General features: G+C 68.4%; 22 protein-coding genes. 9 read left to right on the top strand and 13 right to left on the bottom strand.

From position 1 onward, the window contains the following. Positions 1–13: 13 nt before the first annotated feature. The 7 genes from ACFOWZ_RS18300 to ACFOWZ_RS18270 all read right to left on the bottom strand — a co-directional run bounded on the left by ACFOWZ_RS18300 (position 14) and on the right by ACFOWZ_RS18270 (position 5,070). A complete protein-coding gene (locus ACFOWZ_RS18300) occupies positions 14–481 on the bottom strand; it encodes a phospholipase (protein WP_382373968.1) in 468 nt (155 codons plus the stop codon). A gap of 83 nt (positions 482–564) precedes the next feature. Then, on the bottom strand, positions 565–1,218 hold the full coding sequence (locus ACFOWZ_RS18295) for a nitroreductase family protein (protein ID WP_382373966.1): 654 nt from the start codon (positions 1,216–1,218) through the stop codon (positions 565–567). Positions 1,219–1,223: 5 nt separating this feature from the next. After that, a complete protein-coding gene (locus ACFOWZ_RS18290) occupies positions 1,224–2,378 on the bottom strand; it encodes a YcaO-like family protein (protein ID WP_382373964.1) in 1,155 nt (384 codons plus the stop codon). Continuing rightward, a complete protein-coding gene (locus ACFOWZ_RS18285) occupies positions 2,375–2,785 on the bottom strand; it encodes a hypothetical protein (protein ID WP_382373962.1) in 411 nt (136 codons plus the stop codon). The genes ACFOWZ_RS18290 and ACFOWZ_RS18285 overlap by 4 nt, the downstream gene beginning before the upstream one ends. A 94-nt stretch (positions 2,786–2,879) precedes the next feature. Then, the gene (locus ACFOWZ_RS18280) at positions 2,880–3,671 is read right to left on the bottom strand and encodes a hypothetical protein (protein WP_382373960.1); all 792 of its coding nucleotides are present in this window, start codon (positions 3,669–3,671) and stop codon (positions 2,880–2,882) included. After that, entirely contained in the window at positions 3,655–4,506 is an 852-nt protein-coding gene (locus tag ACFOWZ_RS18275; protein WP_382373958.1) for a MerR family transcriptional regulator, read from the bottom strand. Before ACFOWZ_RS18275 ends, ACFOWZ_RS18280 begins: the two co-directional genes overlap by 17 nt. A 63-nt stretch (positions 4,507–4,569) precedes the next feature. Further along, positions 4,570–5,070 (bottom strand): amino-acid N-acetyltransferase, encoded by a 501-nt coding sequence (locus tag ACFOWZ_RS18270; RefSeq protein WP_382373956.1) that lies wholly within the window; start codon positions 5,068–5,070, stop codon positions 4,570–4,572. A 244-nt stretch (positions 5,071–5,314) separates the two neighbouring features. Here ACFOWZ_RS18270 and ACFOWZ_RS18265 point away from each other — a divergent pair, with 244 nt between their 5' ends. From ACFOWZ_RS18265 to ACFOWZ_RS18225, 9 genes are all read left to right on the top strand, one after another. Next, positions 5,315–6,499 (top strand): AAA family ATPase, encoded by a 1,185-nt coding sequence (locus ACFOWZ_RS18265; RefSeq protein ID WP_382373954.1) that lies wholly within the window; start codon positions 5,315–5,317, stop codon positions 6,497–6,499. Further along, the gene (locus tag ACFOWZ_RS18260; RefSeq protein WP_382373952.1) at positions 6,426–7,040 is read left to right on the top strand and encodes an RloB family protein; all 615 of its coding nucleotides are present in this window, start codon (positions 6,426–6,428) and stop codon (positions 7,038–7,040) included. Before ACFOWZ_RS18265 ends, ACFOWZ_RS18260 begins: the two co-directional genes overlap by 74 nt. Before the next feature lie 39 nt (positions 7,041–7,079). Continuing rightward, on the top strand, positions 7,080–8,483 hold the full coding sequence (gene rimO / locus ACFOWZ_RS18255) for a 30S ribosomal protein S12 methylthiotransferase RimO (protein ID WP_382373950.1): 1,404 nt from the start codon (positions 7,080–7,082) through the stop codon (positions 8,481–8,483). Further along, complete coding sequence (gene pgsA, locus ACFOWZ_RS18250; RefSeq protein WP_382373948.1) at positions 8,480–9,058, top strand: CDP-diacylglycerol--glycerol-3-phosphate 3-phosphatidyltransferase; 579 nt, start codon at positions 8,480–8,482, stop codon at positions 9,056–9,058. Before rimO ends, pgsA begins: the two co-directional genes overlap by 4 nt. Continuing rightward, complete coding sequence (locus tag ACFOWZ_RS18245) at positions 9,055–9,534, top strand: CinA family protein (RefSeq protein ID WP_382373946.1); 480 nt, start codon at positions 9,055–9,057, stop codon at positions 9,532–9,534. The genes pgsA and ACFOWZ_RS18245 overlap by 4 nt, the downstream gene beginning before the upstream one ends. 102 nt (positions 9,535–9,636) lie before the next feature. Beyond that, the gene (locus ACFOWZ_RS18240) at positions 9,637–10,059 is read left to right on the top strand and encodes a helix-turn-helix domain-containing protein (protein WP_030471805.1); all 423 of its coding nucleotides are present in this window, start codon (positions 9,637–9,639) and stop codon (positions 10,057–10,059) included. 408 nt (positions 10,060–10,467) lie between these two features. Further along, on the top strand, positions 10,468–11,319 hold the full coding sequence (locus ACFOWZ_RS18235) for a PspA/IM30 family protein (protein WP_053734427.1): 852 nt from the start codon (positions 10,468–10,470) through the stop codon (positions 11,317–11,319). Positions 11,320–11,347: 28 nt separating this feature from the next. Continuing rightward, entirely contained in the window at positions 11,348–12,169 is an 822-nt protein-coding gene (gene pspM / locus ACFOWZ_RS18230; protein WP_382373943.1) for a phage shock envelope stress response protein PspM, read from the top strand. Positions 12,170–12,350: 181 nt separating this feature from the next. Continuing rightward, on the top strand, positions 12,351–13,601 hold the full coding sequence (locus ACFOWZ_RS18225; protein WP_382373941.1) for a uracil-xanthine permease family protein: 1,251 nt from the start codon (positions 12,351–12,353) through the stop codon (positions 13,599–13,601). On the opposite strand, the gene ACFOWZ_RS18220 is transcribed toward ACFOWZ_RS18225, so the two are convergent. The 6 genes from ACFOWZ_RS18220 to ACFOWZ_RS18195 are packed head-to-tail and all read right to left on the bottom strand — an operon-like array spanning position 13,576 to position 18,596. Continuing rightward, on the bottom strand, positions 13,576–14,559 hold the full coding sequence (locus ACFOWZ_RS18220) for a quinone-dependent dihydroorotate dehydrogenase (protein ID WP_382373939.1): 984 nt from the start codon (positions 14,557–14,559) through the stop codon (positions 13,576–13,578). The genes ACFOWZ_RS18225 and ACFOWZ_RS18220 overlap by 26 nt on opposite strands. Positions 14,560–14,601: 42 nt before the next feature. Further along, positions 14,602–15,129, bottom strand: a complete 528-nt coding sequence (locus ACFOWZ_RS18215; protein ID WP_382373937.1) for a hypothetical protein — start codon at positions 15,127–15,129, stop codon at positions 14,602–14,604. Further along, positions 15,126–15,683 (bottom strand): RNA polymerase sigma factor, encoded by a 558-nt coding sequence (locus ACFOWZ_RS18210; protein WP_382373936.1) that lies wholly within the window; start codon positions 15,681–15,683, stop codon positions 15,126–15,128. Before ACFOWZ_RS18210 ends, ACFOWZ_RS18215 begins: the two co-directional genes overlap by 4 nt. Positions 15,684–15,725: 42 nt before the next feature. After that, positions 15,726–16,964: a cytochrome P450 family protein gene (locus tag ACFOWZ_RS18205; protein ID WP_382373934.1), complete on the bottom strand. Its 1,239-nt coding sequence runs from the start codon at positions 16,962–16,964 to the stop codon at positions 15,726–15,728. Between the two features lie 32 nt (positions 16,965–16,996). After that, the gene (locus ACFOWZ_RS18200) at positions 16,997–17,758 is read right to left on the bottom strand and encodes an Fpg/Nei family DNA glycosylase (RefSeq protein ID WP_382373932.1); all 762 of its coding nucleotides are present in this window, start codon (positions 17,756–17,758) and stop codon (positions 16,997–16,999) included. Continuing rightward, positions 17,751–18,596, bottom strand: a complete 846-nt coding sequence (locus ACFOWZ_RS18195; RefSeq protein ID WP_382373930.1) for a ParA family protein — start codon at positions 18,594–18,596, stop codon at positions 17,751–17,753. Before ACFOWZ_RS18195 ends, ACFOWZ_RS18200 begins: the two co-directional genes overlap by 8 nt. Positions 18,597–18,621: the final 25 nt, after the last annotated feature.

Genomic DNA, 18,621 nt, shown 5'->3' with positions numbered 1-18,621 from the left:
ACTTCGGACCGGGCTACTTCAGGCCGGCCTGCTGGAGGCTCTTCGCCGTGGACGACGCGGTGCCGCCGAACTCCCGCACAGCCGCGTAGTAGACGTCGGCCGTCCGCTTGCAGGTCCAGTTGCTGCCGCAGACCTTGTACATGTCGGACTTGAAGTTGTTGTCGATCCGCAGCCGGTTCGCCTCGCTGAACCGCGACTGCCGCTTGTAGTTGCGGTAGCCGAAGTCGTGCCGGTAACAGGTCGGCAGGAACTTGAACCCGAACGGGTTGTCCGGCGAGTACGAACAGCCGTCGGACGACCAGTCGAGCTGGCCGGCGTAGGGCTGCTGCGCGCGCAATGTTGTGAACTGGCTGAGTGTCTTGGCGTAGAGGTAGTCGTCGGTCACCGCGACGATGTCCACGGCCTGAGCCGGGGCTCCTGTGAAGATCAGGGCCAAGGACGCGGCGGCACCCACGAATGCCGAACGCAGGGTCTTCGACATGGCGAGCTCCTCGGGATGTGAGCAGGGTCTCGCCTTGTTGTAGCGGTGATCGACTGTCCTCGGTAGACACGATCTGATGAACGTCAGGTGATCACGTGACCGCACGCGATCGCTGTGGCCACGCGAAGTTCGCGGGGTAAGCCGAGTGAGTGAAGCATCTCGTTGTCGGCTACTCCGCCGAGCAGATAGCCGCCGAGTTTCTGTTCCGCCAAACGGAGGCAGATGCTCTGGGCCGCGGCGCCCACCTCGATCAGTCCGAACCGGCCGGCGCGTTCGCCGTACTTCTCGAAGCCCTCGTCGTCCTTCAGCACCAGAACGATCGTGAGCGGTGGGACCTCCGGAGTGCCGAGGATCTCCGCGAGGTCCTCGGGTGCGGCGCCGATGTCCTGCAGGGCGTGCCGGCGGATGTCGTAGCGGACCGCGCGTCCGTTCAGGAAGGCGTAGCAACGCAACGGGTTCAGCCCGCCGGCCGACGGGAAGCTGTTGTCGCCCAGCGCGCCGAGGACGGTGCCGAGCTGCTTGTCGGTCAACGGCCTGTCCGCGAACTCCCGCGTGCTCTTCCGCGCCTGGAACAGCTTCTGCAGCCGGTCATGGGGCTTGGGCAGGGGCGCAGGTGCGGCCGGCAGCTCCAGCGGGTCGACCAGCGGTGGTTGCGGCCGGAAGTCGCGCAGCCGCTCGCCGAGCCTGCGCTGGTGCAGCGGCGAGAACCGGCTGGCCGCCCAGAAGTCGTCGAACATCGGTCTCACCCCAGCGGATGTGGTGCGGGATTGGGGAACACGCCCGGTGAGGCGTGCGGGTAGCGCCAGTCCAGCTCCCGCGCGCGGCCGCCGAGGTGGGGCCAGCGGTGGTCTGCGTGCAGCGGCGCGAGGTCGGGGGAGAGGACACGGACGCAGTGCAGCCCGACGGCGGACAGTTCCGGGGTGGTCAGCTCGCGGTAGGCGAGCCGGATGCCCGCGCCGTCGAGCGCGTTGACCAGTTCGGTCAGTTCCTCTGCCGTGCCGCGTGAATCGGCGTCGGGCGGTGGGTCGGTCTCGATGCCGGAGAACCACGGCAGCGCGTTCCACTTCTCCGGATGCGTCGCGTAGTACACGGCGTGCTCGTCGAAGTCGGTGGCCTCGTCGACGGGCCGGTCGCCGTTGCGCGCCAGCCACACCTCGATGAACACCGTGCCCTGCACCCACTCCTCGTACGCCTTCCGCAGTGCGTCCGCGACCGTCGCGCGGCAGGCGAGGCCGAGCGTGGGACGCGGTTTTCCGGCGATCGGCAGCGACCCCGCCACGGCGATCACCGGGTGCGGGCTGTAGGCGGGCGTGAGGTCGAACGCCTGGGCGCCGTGCGGAAGATCCGCCGAGAACCGTTGGGGCGCAATGGAGTGCAGCCAGGTCGTGGTGAACGCGTCGCGTTCGACCAGTTCCTGGACGGCCCGCAGCAACGCACTGGTCGTCGACGGACCGGCCGCGAGCCCGGACGACGTCGTGGGCAGCCCGTACGACGCGTCCAGGCCCACCAGTCCGGCGGGCACGCGGATCGGTTCGTTGCCCGGCAACGTCCACGCCCGCGTGTACTTCGTGTCGACGTATCCCTTGCGGTAGCGGTAATCGCCGCGCACGCGTTGCTCGACCGTGTGCAGGCTGAAGTGCTCCAGCGGCCAGCACTCCCCGTCGGTGGCGATCTCCAGCGGCGCCCGCGCGGCGGCGTGCCGTTCCAGTGCCTCGGCGATCGCGGCAACCCTGCTCGTACCACCGGAAGTGCCACCGGTGGCGAACGGTTCCGGCACCGCAGCCCAGCCCTCGACGTCCACATCGGACAGACTGTGCGGCACGGGGTGCAGCTGCGACACCACACCCTGCCGCCACCCGACCGCGCGCTCGACCAGCGCCTCCGCCACGGTCTTCACGACTTCCTCCGGTAGCGGCGGAAGAGCCAGTACCCGAACCCCAGCGCCCCACCGACGTAGAGCACCGCGCCGACCGCGACGTGCGTACCGGCGGCGATCGGTCCCAGCAACGGCAACGCGATGAACGGCTCGGCGCACCACAGCAGGGACCAGCCGAGCAGTCGCTCCAGGCTCATCCACGGCCTCGGCGACCGGGCGAGGAACCCTGCCGCGCCGGCCCACGCCAGCGCCGCACCGAACGCGCCGGCCCACCAACCCCAGTGCAGGTCGAAGACCGCGCCCACCGTGGCGAACGGCAGGACCACGACGAGCAACGGGAACAGCGCGGCGGGAAGGACGATCGCGCTGCGCGTGCCCGGTTCGGGCAGGTCCTTGGTGTCCTGGTACAGCGCCGCGGGGATGTGCACAGCCGCACCGACCGAGGAAACCGCGCAACAGCAACAACAACAGCAACAGGTGGGCGTCGCGGCGTTGGAGGCGGCCGCACCGGGTGAGAACTGGTCAGGTAACCGGACTGCTGTCCCGTTCATGGTGCCCCCAAGGAAGTGTCACGCGCCCGAACTCGACCTTCGGGCAGATCTCGCAGTCGGCGGCCGGCAGCACGCTCTCGCGCGTCGTCGTGAACTCGTCGAGGTTGACGGTCACGACCGCGTCCAGCAGTGCCAGCGAACCGTTGCGGATGTTCTGAACCGCCTGCAGTGCAAGCGAAATCGGGAAGTCGAACTTCAGTGCCGCCGGATGCGGGGGAGGCGGCGGATCTCCCCACCGCCGCCCCGCCCGCACCGCGAGGCACGCCAGGCACGCACCGGCGCCCGGAACCACGAACGGTCCGATCGCGGCGGTGTGGTGGTACGCGAGGTCCAGCAACAGGTGCGGAACCTTCGTCTCGCGCGCCACCTCGACGAGGTCGACCAACGTGCCGGTGGTCCGCACGACGAGCAAGAGGTCCGGATCGTCGTCGTGCGGCAACCGCTCCACCAGCCCGGCGGGCGCCTCTCCGACGAACCGCGTGCCGATTCCCAAGGGCTCGCGGTCGTCGGTCGGCAACCCCGCCGGGCGGAGAGCGCCCAGGGTCCTCAGCTGGGCCACGTGCCGGCGCACCGGTTCCCCCAACCGGCTTTCGTCGACAGTTCGAGCCACTCCCCTCAATACCGGCTCGAACAGTCCCGCCAGCGCCACGGCCACCGCCCCGGGCAGGTCCGGAATCAGGTACGCGAGGTCTGCCCCCGCGTACACGACCAGGCCTTCGTCTCGTATCTGCGCCTGCCACGCGGGATCAGCGATCAGGCTCATCCTCGTCCCCCTTCAGCAGGAAGCGCTCGATCTCCTGCTCGCTCGGCAGATCTCCCGCCGGATCCATGAGGTTCTCGGCGATCGGCGGCAGCGGCTGCTCGGCCCACGCGGGCTGGAAGTCGTCGCTGGGCAGCAACCCGTGCCGTGACGCGAACTCCTCGGCCGCGTCCCGGATGGACTCCCGCAGCGTCCCCACCACCGCGGTCTCCGCCGTGTACGTCAGCTCGACGAGCAACGCCCGCACGTTCTCCAGCTGGTTCTCGTCACCGGCCTTGCGGGCGAGCTCCGGCCAGAACTGCCGCTCGAACAACCGCACGAAGTCCGCCGCCACCGCGTCGGTCGCCGTGCGCAGGCGCGTGAAGCTGTCCATGACGTCATCGCTGGGCACCCTGAGGCCGGCGAGCCTGCCGCCCGCCTCGAGTGCCCAGCGACGCGCGTGCGGCCAGCCGTACTTCCACCGCACCAAGCCCAACCGCATAGCCCGGAGGAGGAGTCGCGGTTGGACGTCTCCCATCGGAATCAGGTGCTTGATGTCGCGCACCTTGATCCGAACCCAGTCGTCGGGCCCCTCGGTCTCGCCCATGCCGAGAACCGCGGCGACCGACTCGCCCTTCTCGCGCGCCGAGATCAGCTCGGCGATCGCCGGCAGCGAGAACCCCCGCTGCTGCAACCGCTGGACCAACGTCAACCGCTCGACGTGCGAGGCGTCGTAGTACGCCACGCGCCCCTGCCGTCTCGGCGCGTGCAGCACACCCTTCGTCTGGTACATGCGAATGGTGCTGCTGGGCAGGCCGATCCGGGCAGCGAGCTCGTCGATGGTCAGCGATTCGGGCACGGGACAGATCTTGGCGCCGCGCCGTTAGTTGAGTCAAGACTCTTCGAGTAATTACTCGAAGAGTTACAACTCAACGAGCATCCGGCTGTTGCCGAGCGTGTTCGGCTTCACGTAGCTCAGGTCGAGGAACTCGGCGACGCCCTCGTCCACCGATCGCATGATCTCCTCGTAGACCTCGGGGCTCACCGGCGTGCCATCGATCTCCACGAAGCCGTGCTTGGCGAAGAACTTGGTCTCGAACGTCAGCACGAAGATGCGCGCGAGCTGCAGCTCCCTGGCCGTCGCGATGAGCTGGGCCACGATCCGGTGCCCCACGCCGCGGCCGAGCGCCATGGGGGAGACGGCCACGCTGCGGATCTCGGCCAGGTCCTCCCACATCACGTGCAGGGCGCCGCAGCCGAGCAGCTCGCCGTCCTCCTCGGCCACCCAGAACTCCTGGACGGCCTCGTACAGCGCGACCAGGGGTTTGGCCAGCAGGACCTTGCCGGCGTACCCGTCGATCAACGCCTTCATGGCGCGCACGTCGCTGGTGCGGGCGCGCCGCACGACTATCCCACTGGTCACAGTGGTCAGTATGAGCTTGCCCGCCGAGCTGATCGCGACCAGTGGTACACCTCTTGGAAGGCCCGCTTCTGAGCACCTTCCAGCCGTTCTGTGCGACTTACTCGCATCCTCATGCCTGTAGTCTGCTTCTGGAGGTGGATGAGCAATGCTTCGCAGCTTTCGACTGGGGAACCACCGTTCGTTCCGCGACGAGCGTGAATTGCTGCTCATGCCCGCCTACTCGAAGGATCGTGACGTCCTGCCGGTGGCGGCGATCTACGGAGCGAACGCTTCGGGCAAGTCGAACCTCCTTGACGGTCTGCAGTTCATGGCTTCGGCTGTACGCGACTCCTTCGCCGTGTGGCCTCCGGACGGAGGAGTGCCTCGACGGCCGTTCAAGCTCGACGAGTCGCGTGTCAAGCCCTCCGTGTACGTCGTCGAGCTGATCGAGGCCGGCGTCCGGTACACGTACGGCTTCGAGGTGGACGATCACCGCGTTCGGGAGGAGTGGCTGTACAGCTATCCCGAGAAGCGCAAACGGATCTTGTTCGAGCGCGTCGGCAGTGAGATCAAGTTCGGTACGACGATCGCCGAGGGCGGGGCGAAAGGCGACGTGCTCAAGGGACTTCTTCGGCCGAACTCGCTGTTCCTCAGTCTTGGCGCTCAATCAGGGCTCGACGCCGTTCTTCCAGTACAACGATGGTTCGCGCACAAGCTGGTGTTCCGCGGCGAAGCGCACGCTCAGTTCGACCACGGCGCGATCACGCGGTTTCTTCGCTCCAACGACGGGTTGGCCGATCAGTTCGTCAGCCTGCTGCGAATCGCAGACCTCGGAATCACCGGCATCCTGTACAGCGAAGATCGGCCGGCGGACGAAGATGAGATTTTCGCGATGCTCCGCCTGATGGAGCCGGACAAGTCGAATGACAGGGTCCGCGAGTTCCTGGAGCAAGTACTTCGGCAGCAAGGTCGAGTTCGGCTCACGCACGGACCGGCGAACCGGGCGTTCGACATCGGCGAGGAGTCGGCGGGTACCCGCTCCTGGCTGATGTTGCTGCCCATCGTCCTCGCGATGCTCCGTGATGGCGGCACGCTGGTCGTCGATGAGATCGATTCGAGTCTGCATCCACGTCTCACCGCGGCGTTGGTGGGCATCTTCCGGAGCGCTGAGATCAACGTGGGTGGTGCCCAACTGATCTTCACCACGCACGACGCGAGCCTGCTCAGCCCGGTCCTGGGCGACGAGGTGCTCACCCGTGAGGACGTCTGGTTCGTGGACAAGAACTCCGAGGGTGCATCCGATCTGTATCCGTTGACGGACTTCAAACCGCGCAAGGAGGGCGAGAACCTGGAGCGCCGCTACCTCGGCGGCAGCTATGGCGCCGTCCCCGACGTGCAAGCAGAGGCGCTCGTGTCCGCCGTCCTACGAGGTGTCGATGGCGCGGCGTGAGAACTCGCCTCGTCGTCGCCGCACACCTACGCGAGTTTCGGCCAGTCGTGTGCTCGCCGTGTGCTGTGGGCAGACTGAGCAGGCATACCTGGACGGGTTGAAGCGGCTGTCCAAGCCTGTGACGGTGAAGGCGGTGGTCAAAGTCGGTTCGCCTGCGCAGCTGGTGAGGTACGCGGGGAAGATGCGTGAGAGCGACCGCGGCGGGTTCGACGAGTACTGGTGCGTTGTGGATGTCGATGAGTTCGACATCGCCGAAGCCATCGCAGAGGCCGAGTCGACGGGGATCTCGTTGGCCGTGTCGAACCCGTGCTTCGAAGTGTGGTTGATCCTTCATTTCGAGGGTTGCACGGCCGGCATCTCCAGCCCGAAGGCCGCCGCGGAGAAACTACGCCGGCACGTGCCTGGCTATGCGAAGGGGACACTCGACTTCGCCTTGCTCGCGGAGCGCGTCGACAAGGCTGTCGAGCGGGCCAAGGCGTTGGGCGCCGGCAACCCCTCGAGCGACATGTGGCGGCTCGTCGAGGTCGTTCGGAAGCACTGAGTTCAAGCGCTCACACCTGGGCCGGTTACGCTGAGCACCGTGTCTTCTCCCACCACTCCGCGACGCGTGTCGCTGCTGACCCTGGGCTGTGCCCGCAACGAGGTCGACTCCGAAGAGCTCGCCGGACGCCTCGGCGAGGGCGGCTGGGAGCTGGTGGACGAGGGCGCGGACGTCGTCGTCGTCAACACGTGCGGCTTCGTCGAGCAGGCGAAGAAGGACTCGGTCGACACGCTGCTCGCCGCGTCCGACACCGGGGCCAAGGTGGTCGCGGTCGGGTGCATGGCCGAGCGCTACGGCAAGGAGCTCGCGGACAGCCTCCCGGAGGCGGCCGCGGTCCTCGGCTTCGACCAGTACAACGACCTGGCTGAGCGCCTCAACGACGTGCTGCACGGCAAGCAGGTCGAGTCGCACGTGCCCGTCGACCGGCGCACGCTGCTGCCCATCACGCCGGTCAAGCGCCAGGAGGCGAAGAACGACGTGCAGGTGCCCGGCCACGGCTGGGGCCCCACGAACGTCCAGCGGCGCAGGCTCGACGACGCCCCCGTGGCGCCGTTGAAGATCGCGTCCGGCTGCGACCGCCGGTGCTCGTTCTGCGCGATCCCGAGCTTCCGGGGCGCGTTCGTGTCGCGGCACCCCGACGAGGTCGTGGCCGAGGCCATGTGGCTCGCCGAGAACGGCGTCAAGGAGCTGTTCCTCGTCAGCGAGAACAGCACCAGCTACGGCAAGGACCTGCCGCGCGAGCAGGGCGCCCTGGAGCAGCTCCTCCCCAGGCTGGCGTCCATCCCGGGCGTCGAGCGGGTCAGGGTCAGCTACCTGCAGCCGGCCGAGACCAAGCCGTCGCTGGTGGCCGCCATCGCGAAGACCGAGAAGGTCGCGAACTACTTCGACATGTCGTTCCAGCACTCCAGCGAGAACGTGCTGCGGCGCATGCGCCGGTTCGGCGACACGGACAGCTTCCTCAAGCTCGTGTGGCAGATCCGCGAGCACGCCCCCGAGGCGGGCATCCGCAGCAACTTCATCGTGGGCTTCCCCGGCGAGACCGAGGAGGACCTGGCCGAGCTGGAGCGGTTCCTCACCGAGGCGCGGCTCGACGCCGTCGGCATCTTCGGCTACTCCGACGAGGACGGCACCGAGGCGGAGAACCTCGACGGCAAGCTCGACGCGGACACCATCGCCGAACGCGTCCAGCGCATCGGCAACCTCGTCGAGGAGCTGACGAGCCAGCGCGCCGAGGACCGGGTCGGCTCCGAGGTCGTCGTGCTGATCGAGCACGAGGAGGACGAGGAGAGCGACTGCGTCGGCAGGGCCGAGCACCAGGCTCCCGAGGTCGACGGCGAGTGCATCGTGCTCGAAGCCGAGGGCCTCAAGCGCGGCGACTTCGTGCGGTGCCGTGTCGTCGACTCCGAGGGTGTCGACCTGATCGTCGAGGTGCTCCCGACATGACAGAGGCCAGGAAGGTCCCGCTGCTCAACGTCGCCAACATCCTCACGATGGCGCGGATGGCACTGGTTCCGGTCTTCCTGCTCTCATTGTTCGCGGCGGGCGGTTTCGACACGACGTGGCGGCTCATCGCGTTCGGGATCTTCGCCGTCGCGAGCTTCACCGACCACATCGACGGCACGCTCGCCCGCAAGCACGGGCTGATCACCGACTTCGGCAAGATCGCCGACCCGATCGCGGACAAGGCGCTGACCGGGTCCGCGCTGGTCGGCCTGAGCATGCTCGACGTCCTGCCGTGGTGGATCACGATCGTCATCGCCGTGCGCGAGGTGGGCGTGACGCTGCTGCGGTTCTGGGTGATCCGCTACGGCGTGATCCCGGCCAGCCGCGGTGGCAAGGCCAAGACGTTGCTGCAGGTCATCGCGATCGGCCTGTTCCTGCTGCCGCAGAACGACGTGATCGCGCTGATCGCGTGGGTGATCATGGCGGCCGCGCTGGTCCTCACGGTCGTCACGGGAATCGATTACGTCATCCGCGCGTTTAAATTGAAAGCCCGCGCGGGTAGGGCGGTGGCGTGACGAACGTCGTCGAGCTGCTCAAGGCGCGCGGGCAGACCGTAGCCACTGCCGAGTCGCTGACCGCGGGTCTGCTGTGCGCGACGATCGTCGACACACCGGGGGCGAGTGCCGTGGTCCGCGGTGGGTTGATCGTCTACGCGACCGAGCTCAAGCACGAGCTCGCGGGCGTGGATCAGCAGTTGCTCGACGAGCACGGCGCCGTGCACCCCGACGTCGCGATCCAACTGGCCGAGGGAGCCCGGAACCGGTGCAAATCGGACTGGGGGATCGGACTGACCGGGGTCGCGGGCCCCGATCCACAGGACGGAGTCGCTCCAGGCACGGTCCACATCGGCTTGAGCGGGCCTGGAGTGTCCACAGTGCGGACCATCACGCTGAGTGGTGACCGGAAAACGGTGCGCCGCACAGCCGTGGAAAAAGCGCTGGTCCTGCTGTCGGATCATCTGCTGATCACCGGGGACGGGAACAAACGATGACTTCGCGTTCGTTCGCCCTTGGCGGACGTGTTCGGAAGTCACTGCCCGTTGTCGGTGTCGATCGGTAACGTAGGGACACGGCCGGCCGGAAGGAGGCGCGCGATGACCGTGCTGCTGCGCGAGGCGATCGGTGATCGGCTTCGCCATGCCCGCACCAACCAACGCCGCACGCTGCGCGAGGTCTCTCGGACCGCCCGCGTGAGCCTGGGGTACCTGTCCGAGGTGGAGCGCGGCCGCAAAGAGGCGTCCAGCGAGCTCCTCGCGGCCATCTGTGAAGCGTTAGAGCTGCCGCTGTCCGAGCTGCTGCACCACGTCGCCTCCGACATCGGCGCCGTCTCGCAGACGCCCGACACGGTGCCGGACACCGTCCCGGACGGTCGCTCCGAGCGCGGGAAGCTGGAAGGTGGCCGCGTGCTGCCGACCACGCTGTCGGACGACCTGTCCGACCTGCGCCTGCAGCCGATGCTCAGTCACAGGCTCACGAGCAAGATCGGCGAGCCCCCGAAGGCAGTCGTCGCGGCTTGATCCCCTGTCATCCACGGCCCCGCACCCCACCCGGCGTGCGGGGCCGCCCGCATTCACCCGTTCGGGGCCGCACGCGGGGACCTTTCGTACTCTCGGAGCGAACGAAAGGTCCCCGCGTGCGGTTGTGGCCGCCGCCACGTGACTGTGTGCAACAAGAACGGGTCGTCGCACGTTCAACTGACAACGACGGCGGCGTGCTGAGCGGCAGGCAACGGCTTGGCCACAGCACGCTGGGTCACCGCGTCTCGGGGCGCGGGTGCGGGCAGGATTGGTCGCCGGCGGGCGCGTCAATCCAAAGTCCCGGGGTGGGTCGGGGTCTTCCCGGATATCTCCCCAGGTTGGTGGAACCGCCGACGCACAATTGAGACGATGGATCCAACACCGGCACCGAGAAGGCAGGCGTAGGAGATGGCCAGTCCGTTCGTGAAGTTCTGGAAGTACCTGATGGCATCGTTCTCGTCCAAGATCGACGAGCACGCTGACCCGAAGGTGCAGATCCAGCAGGCCATCGAGGAGGCGCAGCGTCAGCACCAGGCGCTCTCTCAGCAGGCCGCGGCCGTGATCGGCAACCAGCGTCAGCTGGAGATGAAGCTGAACCGGCAGCTCGGCGACGTCGAGAAGCTGCAGGCGTCCGCCCGTCAGGCCCTGGTGCTGGCCGACGAGGCGCGCTCCAAGGGCGACGAGCAGAAGGCGCAGCAGTTCGAGAACGCCGCACAGGGCTTCGCCACCCAGCTCGTCACCGCCGAGCAGGGCATCGAGGACCTCAAGACGCTGCACGACCAGTCGCTGCAGGCCGCCGCACAGGCCAAGCAGGCCGTCGAGCGCAACTCGATGATGCTGCAGCAGAAGCTGGCCGAGCGCACGAAGCTCCTCAGCCAGCTGGAGCAGGCGAAGATGCAGGAGCAGGTCTCCGCGTCGCTGACCCAGATGAGCGAGCTCGCCGCACCCGGCAACGTGCCGTCGCTGGAAGAGGTCCGCGACAAGATCGAGAAGCGCTACGCGACCGCGATCGGGTCCGCCGAGCTCGCCCAGAACTCGGTGCAGGGCCGCATGCTCGAGGTCCAGGCCTCGACCACGCAGCTCGCCGGGTCGTCGCGGCTGGAGCAGATCCGCGCGTCCATGCACGGCGGTCAGGCGAACACGCCGCCGCAGGTGACCGCGGGCAACAGCGCCGCCGCGCAGATCCAGGCCGAGATCGCGCAGCGCGTCCAGCAGGAGCAGAAGACCACGCAGCAGCAGGTCCCGCCGGCTCAGCACTGAGCGGGTCAGGAGGAGTCAGCAGGTGATCATGGAGCCCTGGAGAAACCGTCCCAACAACGAGATCGTCCGCAAGGTCGTCAACGAGTTGGGTGCGTCGCTCCAGGGCCACCCGCTGGCCGAGCAGGCGCGGTACCGCCTGCAGAAGTGGAACGACCCCCGCGCCAAGCTCGAACGCAAGCGCAAACGCACCAACGCCGTGCTCACGTTCTGGCTCGCGCTGATCACGATCTTCGGCACGCTGGCCGTGTTCGGCTTCACCGGCGTGCTCGGCACGTGGGCCGCGGTCGGCGGCACGATCGGCGCGGCCGTGCCCGGTCTGCTCGCCGTGCGCAGCGGGTTCAAGCTGCGCGAGCTGAGTGCGGCCAAGCAACGCCTGGCGCTGTCCCCGCCGCCACCGCCCCGGCCGCCGCTGCCCGCGCACATCTCCGCCGCGCGCGTACCGATGGAGAAGCTGCACAGCGCCGAGGACGCGATGAACGAGCTGCTGCGTCAGCTCGACTCGCCCGCGTTGACGTCGATGCCGACGGAGTCCGTCCAGCACGCCCGCCAGACCGCCCAGGAGGCCGCCACGGCGATCCGCGCGGTGTCCGGGCAGCTCCAGGCCGTGGAGCGCGCTCGTGACACGGCACCGCACCTGGAACGCGCGCCGTTGGTCGAGGGCGTTCGGGTGCTCAGGATCCAACTGGCGGACGGCGTCGACCGCTACTGTGCGTTGGTGGCGGAAGCGGGCAAGGCGCTCGCGGCGAGCACGCAGTTCCAGGATCCGCGCGCGGTGCTGGACGATGCGACCGACCACCTGGCAGGCCTGGCGTCAGCCATGCGAGACGTGTCAGGCTATTCAGCGTATTAACGGTGACGCTGTGTAGTTGTGTCCGCCTATTCGGCGGTTCTCCCTGGGATCTTTACGGCGATCGTGTGATTATCAGACCGTTATCTAGCCGTAGCCACTACATGGCGTGGCAGGATTCCGGGGCCGGTCTGCGGGAAGTCCGGCTGAATTGCCGGGAGGCAGTGCGTTGGCGTTGTGGACCGTGCACGGGGACGGTCGGATCACCGACAGTGAAACCGTCGCACCGCAGGAGCGGGTGAGCTGGCCGCTCACGATCGGGTTCGGAGTGCAGCACCTCGTCGCCATGTTCGGGGCGACGGTGCTCGTGCCCACCGCCACCGGCCTCCCCGTCGCCACCACGCTGCTGTTCTCGGGCCTGGGCACGCTGCTGTTCCTGGTGATCACCAAGAACCGCGTGCCGAGCTACCTGGGCTCGTCCTTCGCCTTCGTGGCGCCGCTGGTGGCCGCTCGGGAACAGGGCATCGCGGCCCAGCTCGGCGGTGTCGTCGCCGCCGGTCTGCTCGTGATCGTCGTCGGCATCGCGGTCAAGGCGCTCGGCGTGCGGCTGCTGGAGTCGGTCATGCCACCGGTCGTCACCGGTGCCGTCGTGATCATCATCGGCCTGAACCTCGCGAACCAGGCCACCTCGAACTTCGAGAAGCAGCCGTTGCTGGCCGCCATCACGACCGTGCTGATCCTGCTGGCCGGGGTGCTGGGTCGCGGCCTGGTCTTCCGGTTCTCGGTCCTGCTGGGCTTCGTCGCGGTCTGGGCAGGTGGTCTCGCGTTCGGCGCGGTGTCCTCGGACAAGCTCGAGGCGCTGCGGGACGCCGCGTGGGTCGGCCTGCCGACGCTGTACCAGCCGGAGCTCCGGCCGTCGGTGGTGCTGCTGATGCTGCCCGTGGTGATCGTGCTGGTGGCCGAGGTCGTCGGACACGTGAAGGCGGTCGCGGCGCTCACGGGCCGCAACCTCGACGGCAGCGCGGGCGACGCGATCATCGCGAACGGCCTGTCGACAGCCCTGTCCGGCCTCGGCGGTGGTGTCGGGACGACGACGTACTCCGAGAACATCGGCGTCATGGCCGTGACCCGCGTCTACACGACGGCGGCGTTCGCGTTCGCCGGTGTGTTCGCCGCGGCACTGGCGTTCTCCCCGAAGGCCATCGCGCTGTTCGGCACCATTCCACCCGGTGTGCTGGGCGGCTGCACGTTGGTGCTCTACGGCCTGATCGTGCTCATCGGCGTGCGCATCTGGATGGACCGCGGAGTCGACCTGGCCAACCCGGCGAACGCCATGGTCGGCGGCGCGGCGCTGGTCGCGGGCGTCGGTGACCTCACGATCGAGATCGGCGACCTGCAGATGGGCGGGATGGTGTGGGGGTCGCTGCTGGTCGTGATCCTGCACCCGGTGATGCGCTGGCTGCGGGCGGCTAGGCGTCCTTCAACGCCCGGTTGATCCTCGACACCAGTCCGGGGCCCTCGTAGATGAACCCGGTGTAGATCTGCACCAGGCTCGCGCCAGCGTCGATCATGCGCCTGGCGTCGTCCGCGGTCGCGATGCCACCGACCCCGATCACCGGCAGGTCGCTGTTCTTGGTGATGAACCGAACCACGTCGTTCGCGCGCTGGGTGAGGGGCTTGCCGCTGAGACCGCCCGTCTCGTCCCTGTACGGGCTCCTGAGGCCCTCACGGCTGAGGGTGGTGTTCGTGGCGATGAGGCCCTTGATGCCGTTGTCCACGCACACCTGGATGACCTCGGCGATGGCGTCCTCGGTGAGGTCGGGCGCGATCTTGACCAGCATCGGCTTGGTCGTGGCCCGCGTCAGCGCCTGAACCAGTTCGGTGAGCGCGCCCTTGTCCTGGAGGCTGCGCAGGCCTGGCGTGTTGGGCGAACTGACGTTGATCGCGTAGTAGTCGCCGTGGTTTTTCAGGGCGTTGAGCGAGTTCAGGTAGTCCTGCACGGCGTCCCCGACCGGAGTGATCTTGGACTTGCCGAGGCTGATGCCGAGCGGTGCCTTCAACGGCGTCCGGTCGAGCTTCGCCGCGAGGGCCTGCGCACCCGCGTTGTTGAAGCCCATCCGGTTGATGATCGCCTCGTCCTCGCGCAGGCGGAACAGCCGCGGCTTGGGGTTGCCCGGCTGCGCGTGCCACGTGACGGTGCCGACCTCGACGAACCCGAAGCCCAGCGCGGCCCACGCCGGCAGCGCGCGGCCGTCCTTGTCCAGCCCGGCCGCGAGCCCGACGGGGTTGGGGAACCGGACGCCGAAGACGGTGCGCGGGTTGTTCTGGTTGCGGGCGAACTTCGCCAGCGGGCTCAACCGCGCCATGACGTTGAGCGTGGTCTCGTGGACCCGCTCCGCGTCGCCGCCGTGCATTCCGAACAACGCCCTGCGAACCACCTGCTTGTAAACCACGCGCCCACCCTATAACGCCAGTTCAGGGTGGGCGCGCGGCCCTCAGTTCCCGACCTCGGCCAGGCAGTCCGGCGCCGGGTCGCGGTGCGGACCGGTGTAGCTCAGTCCGGTACCGCGGTTCGGCATGTTCGAGATGCCCAGCAGGATCGTGTACCCGGGCGGGACGTCACCAGGCCTCATCGTGACCGACCCGTCCTCTTCGTGGCGCGGCAGCTTGTAGTCGCCGAGGAGGTCCATCTTGCTCTCGTCGAGAGGAGCGCAGTCACGCGACATCGGCACGGCTTTCGCGCCGATCCCGTACTCGCGCAGCTTGGCGTTCGCCGGGTCGATGCCTTTGATGTCCTTGATGGTCAGCGTGACGCTGCCGTCGGCGTTCTTGGTGACTGCGTATGCCTCCGGGGTGTTCCCGCTCGTCGTGATCGCCACGGTGGCCGTACCCGCGATCGCGAGTGCCCCCGCCGCCACGAGCAACGGCCGTGCGGACCTCGTGTGCCGCTCCGGCGCTTCCTCCACCGTCTGCCCGTGCTCACGCATCAGGTCGTTGAGCAGGTTGTCCTTGAACGTCGTCATCGCTGTCCCCCTCGCGTGGCCAGGGCACGGACCTTGCCGCGCACCCGGAAGAGCTTGATCCGCAGCGCGCCGGACGACATGCCCAGCACCTTCGCCGCGTCCTTCGGTGTCATGCCGACCAGGTCGACGAGCTCGACGACCTCGCGGTCGGTCGGGCTCAGAGCCGCCATCGCCGCGATGAGCTCACGGCCTTCCCGTTCCGCGTCGATGCGCGTGACCAGGTCGGCGATCTCGTCGGTGTCGAGTGAACGGCGGCCGTGAATGCGCGCGACCACGTCCCGGCCGCGTGTGACGGCCTCGCAGTGCTGCGCGAACACCCGCCGGGCGATGCCCAGAACCCAGCCGCGGGCGGTGCCTCGCGAGGGGTCGAACGTGGCGAACGAGGTGATGGCGGCGACGAACGTGTCCGCGGTGAGGTCCGCGGCCGTCTGCGGGTCCGCGGTGCGCCGCGCGAAGTACGACGTGACCACGTCGAACTCGGACTCGTAGATCTCCTCGAACGCGCGCGCTGCGCGGGTAAGAGGCGGTGGTGGTGGATGTCGTGGGGCTGTCATCGGCTGACTCACGCCAATGATTGCCGACTTCTCCGAACAGCGTTACATCGGCTTCTGGACCTTCACGGTCATCTGCTCGTCGAGCGGCATGGCGGGCTTGGTCCGGAACGTCACCGGCAGCGACCTCAGGCCCCTGCTGCCCAGCGACACCCGCCACCCCAGCGGCTGCGAGGCGTCGAGCGTCAGCCCCGCGCACCGGCCGAGCAGGGTCCGGAACGCCACCTCGCCCTCCAGGCGGGCGAGCGGCGCGCCGAGGCAGAAGTGGATGCCGTGCCCGAACGCCAGGTGCTGGCGGTCCGCCCGTTCGATGTTGAGCTGGTCGGCCCGCGGGTAGCGCGCGCTGTCGTGTTCGGCGGAAGCCAGCGAGAGCAGCACGACGTCACCGGCCGGGATCTGCACGCCGCCGATCGTGAGCGGCTGTGCGGCGAACCGCACCAGGTGCGAGGTCGGGCCGTCGAAGCGCAGGAATTCCTCGATGGCGCCGGGCAGCAGCGACGACGAGCGTTGCAGCAGCTCGAGCTGTTCCGGGTGGCGCAGCAACGCCAGCGCGCCGTTGCCGACCAGGTCGACGGCGGTCGTGTACCCGGCCACGAGCAGCAGGAACGCGAGCGAGGCGAGCTCGGAGTCGCTCAGCGCGGCCTCGCCGGTGGCCCTCGCCAGCGCCCCGATCAGGTCGTCGTCGCCGGACGTCCGCTTGTGCGCCACCAGGTCGCCCAGGTAGCCGGAGGTCTCCTCGCGGGCCGAGGTCGCGTCACCGTCGGCCAGTCCGGTCACGACGTCGGCCCAGTAGCGGAAGTTCTCCTGGTCGACGGCGGGTACGCCGAGCAGTTCCATGATCACGGTGATCGGCAGCGGCGCCGCGAAGTCGGCGATCAGGTCGCACTGCCCCGAGTCGGCGAACGCGTCGGTCAGCGAGGCCGCGAGCTGCTCGACGCGGGGGCGCAGCCCGGCGATGCGTCGTGGCGTGAGCTCGCTCGACACCGCGCGTCGCAGGCGGGTGTGGTCGGGGCCGTCGCTGTTCATCATGTGGTCCGACAGGTCACCGAACCACCACGACGCGAAGTGCGGATGGCCGCGCAGGGGTTCGGCGAGCGCGGAGCCGTGGGAGGACAGCAGCGGGTTGTCCAACGCGGCGCGCACGTCGGGGTAGCGGGTCACGAGCCACATCGGCACGCCGAGGGTCTCGACCCGGTGCACCGGGCCTGCGTCGCGCAGGCTCTTGAGCACCGCGTAGGGGTCGTCGGTGAAGCCGGGGCGCAGCGCATCCAGATTTACCGCCATATTGGGGCACACGGCCAGGAGCGCGTCTCGGTTCAACCGGATTGGCATTTTGGGCAGAAGTACACGAACCTGCCGTCGATCTCGCCCGATCGGACTCTTGTGCCGCAACGCAAACAGGGTTTGCCGGTCCGCTCGAAAACGTAGTGCTGGACGCGCCGGTCACCGGTCGTGATCTGCTCGGGACGCCACTGGTTGGCCTGCAAGAGCTTGCGGGACAACGCAACGGCTCGTGCGGCATCCACAGATGACACCGGTGCCGCCGGGTGAACGCGCAACAGGAAGCAAACTTCCGCGCGGTAGAGATTGCCGACGCCGGCCATGACCCGCTGGTCCAACAAAGCGATCCCCACGGGCCGTGCGGGATCGGCGGTCAGCCGTGCGACGGCCTCGGCCGCGTCGAACTCGGGGGACAGCAGGTCGGGCCCAAGATGTGAGATGAGTTCATCTTCCCGAGAGGTCGGAATGAACTCCATGTCGTGCAACGCGAATCCGATGGCCTGCCGGTCGTCGACCTCGAACACCGCACGCGCCTGGTGCGCGGGGCGGCGCCAGCGCTCGCCGGGGCGGTAGAGGTGCCACGCTCCGTCCATCCGGAAGTGGCTGTGCAGGCTGTTGCCGTCGGAGAAGCGGGTGAACATGCGCTTGCCGTAGGTCCGGACGCCGAGCACGTCCAGGCCCTTGAGGTCCAGTGTGGACAGCCGGGGGTGGCGCAGTTCCCCGCGCCGCAGCGTCTTCCCGGCCAGCGCCTCGTGCATTCGGTGGCCGGCCAGGAAGACGGTGTCGCCCTCAGGCATCCACCGCCTCTTGGATCTCGTCGTCGTCGAAGTCGTGGTGCACGGCCCGGCGTCTGCTCCGCGAGATGCGCTGGATGCGGGCGAGCAGCAGGTTGAACGCCAGTGCCACCTCGCGTGCGCCCGGCGTGCCCCACTCGTGGATCGGCATGCACGCGCCCTGTGCCTGCTGCACGGCCAGACGGTCCGGCAACGCCACGGGCATCACCAACGGGCCGAAGATGTCCCGTAGCTCCTCGATGCGGAACTGGTGCTCATGCGAGCGTGGGCGCACACGGTTCACGACGACACCCAACGGCTGGAGGTCGGCGTTGTTCTGCTCGCGCTCGTTCTGCACCGCCTCGAACGCCCGCTGCACGCCCGCCACCGCGAACATCGTCGGCTCGGTGACCAGCAGCGCCCGGTCGGCCGCGACCAGCGCGGAGCGGGTCAGCTGGCCCAGCGACGGCGGGCAGTCGAGCAGCACGAGGTGGTACGGGAACTCGTCGTACATGTCCCGCAACGTGCGCAACGCGTCTTTCAGCCGGTGCAGCCGCGACTCGTTCGGGTCGGGGTGGTTGAGCAGCTCGGCGTCCTCGGACCCGGACAGCACGTCGATGCCGTCGCCCCACCTGCTCGGGCGGATCGCCTGTTCCAGGTTCTCCTCGGACGGGTCCTGCAGGACGTCGTAGATGCTCGCCTTGGACTCCTCGGGCTCCAGCGTCGACGTGGCGTTGCACTGCGGATCGAGATCGATCACCAGCGTGCGGACGCCACGGCGGAGAGCGGCTGAGGCGAGGCCGAGCACCACCGTCGTCTTGCCGACGCCTCCCTTGAGGCTGAGCACGGACACCGTATGCACAGACCTACTCTAGGGTCTCCTACTC

The sequence above is a fragment of the Lentzea rhizosphaerae genome, assembly GCF_042649515.1.
GTDB classification, from domain to species: domain Bacteria; phylum Actinomycetota; class Actinomycetes; order Mycobacteriales; family Pseudonocardiaceae; genus Lentzea; species Lentzea aerocolonigenes.
The sequence above is the reverse complement of the archived record's forward strand: the minus strand, read 5'-3'. Positions and strand labels throughout refer to the sequence as shown.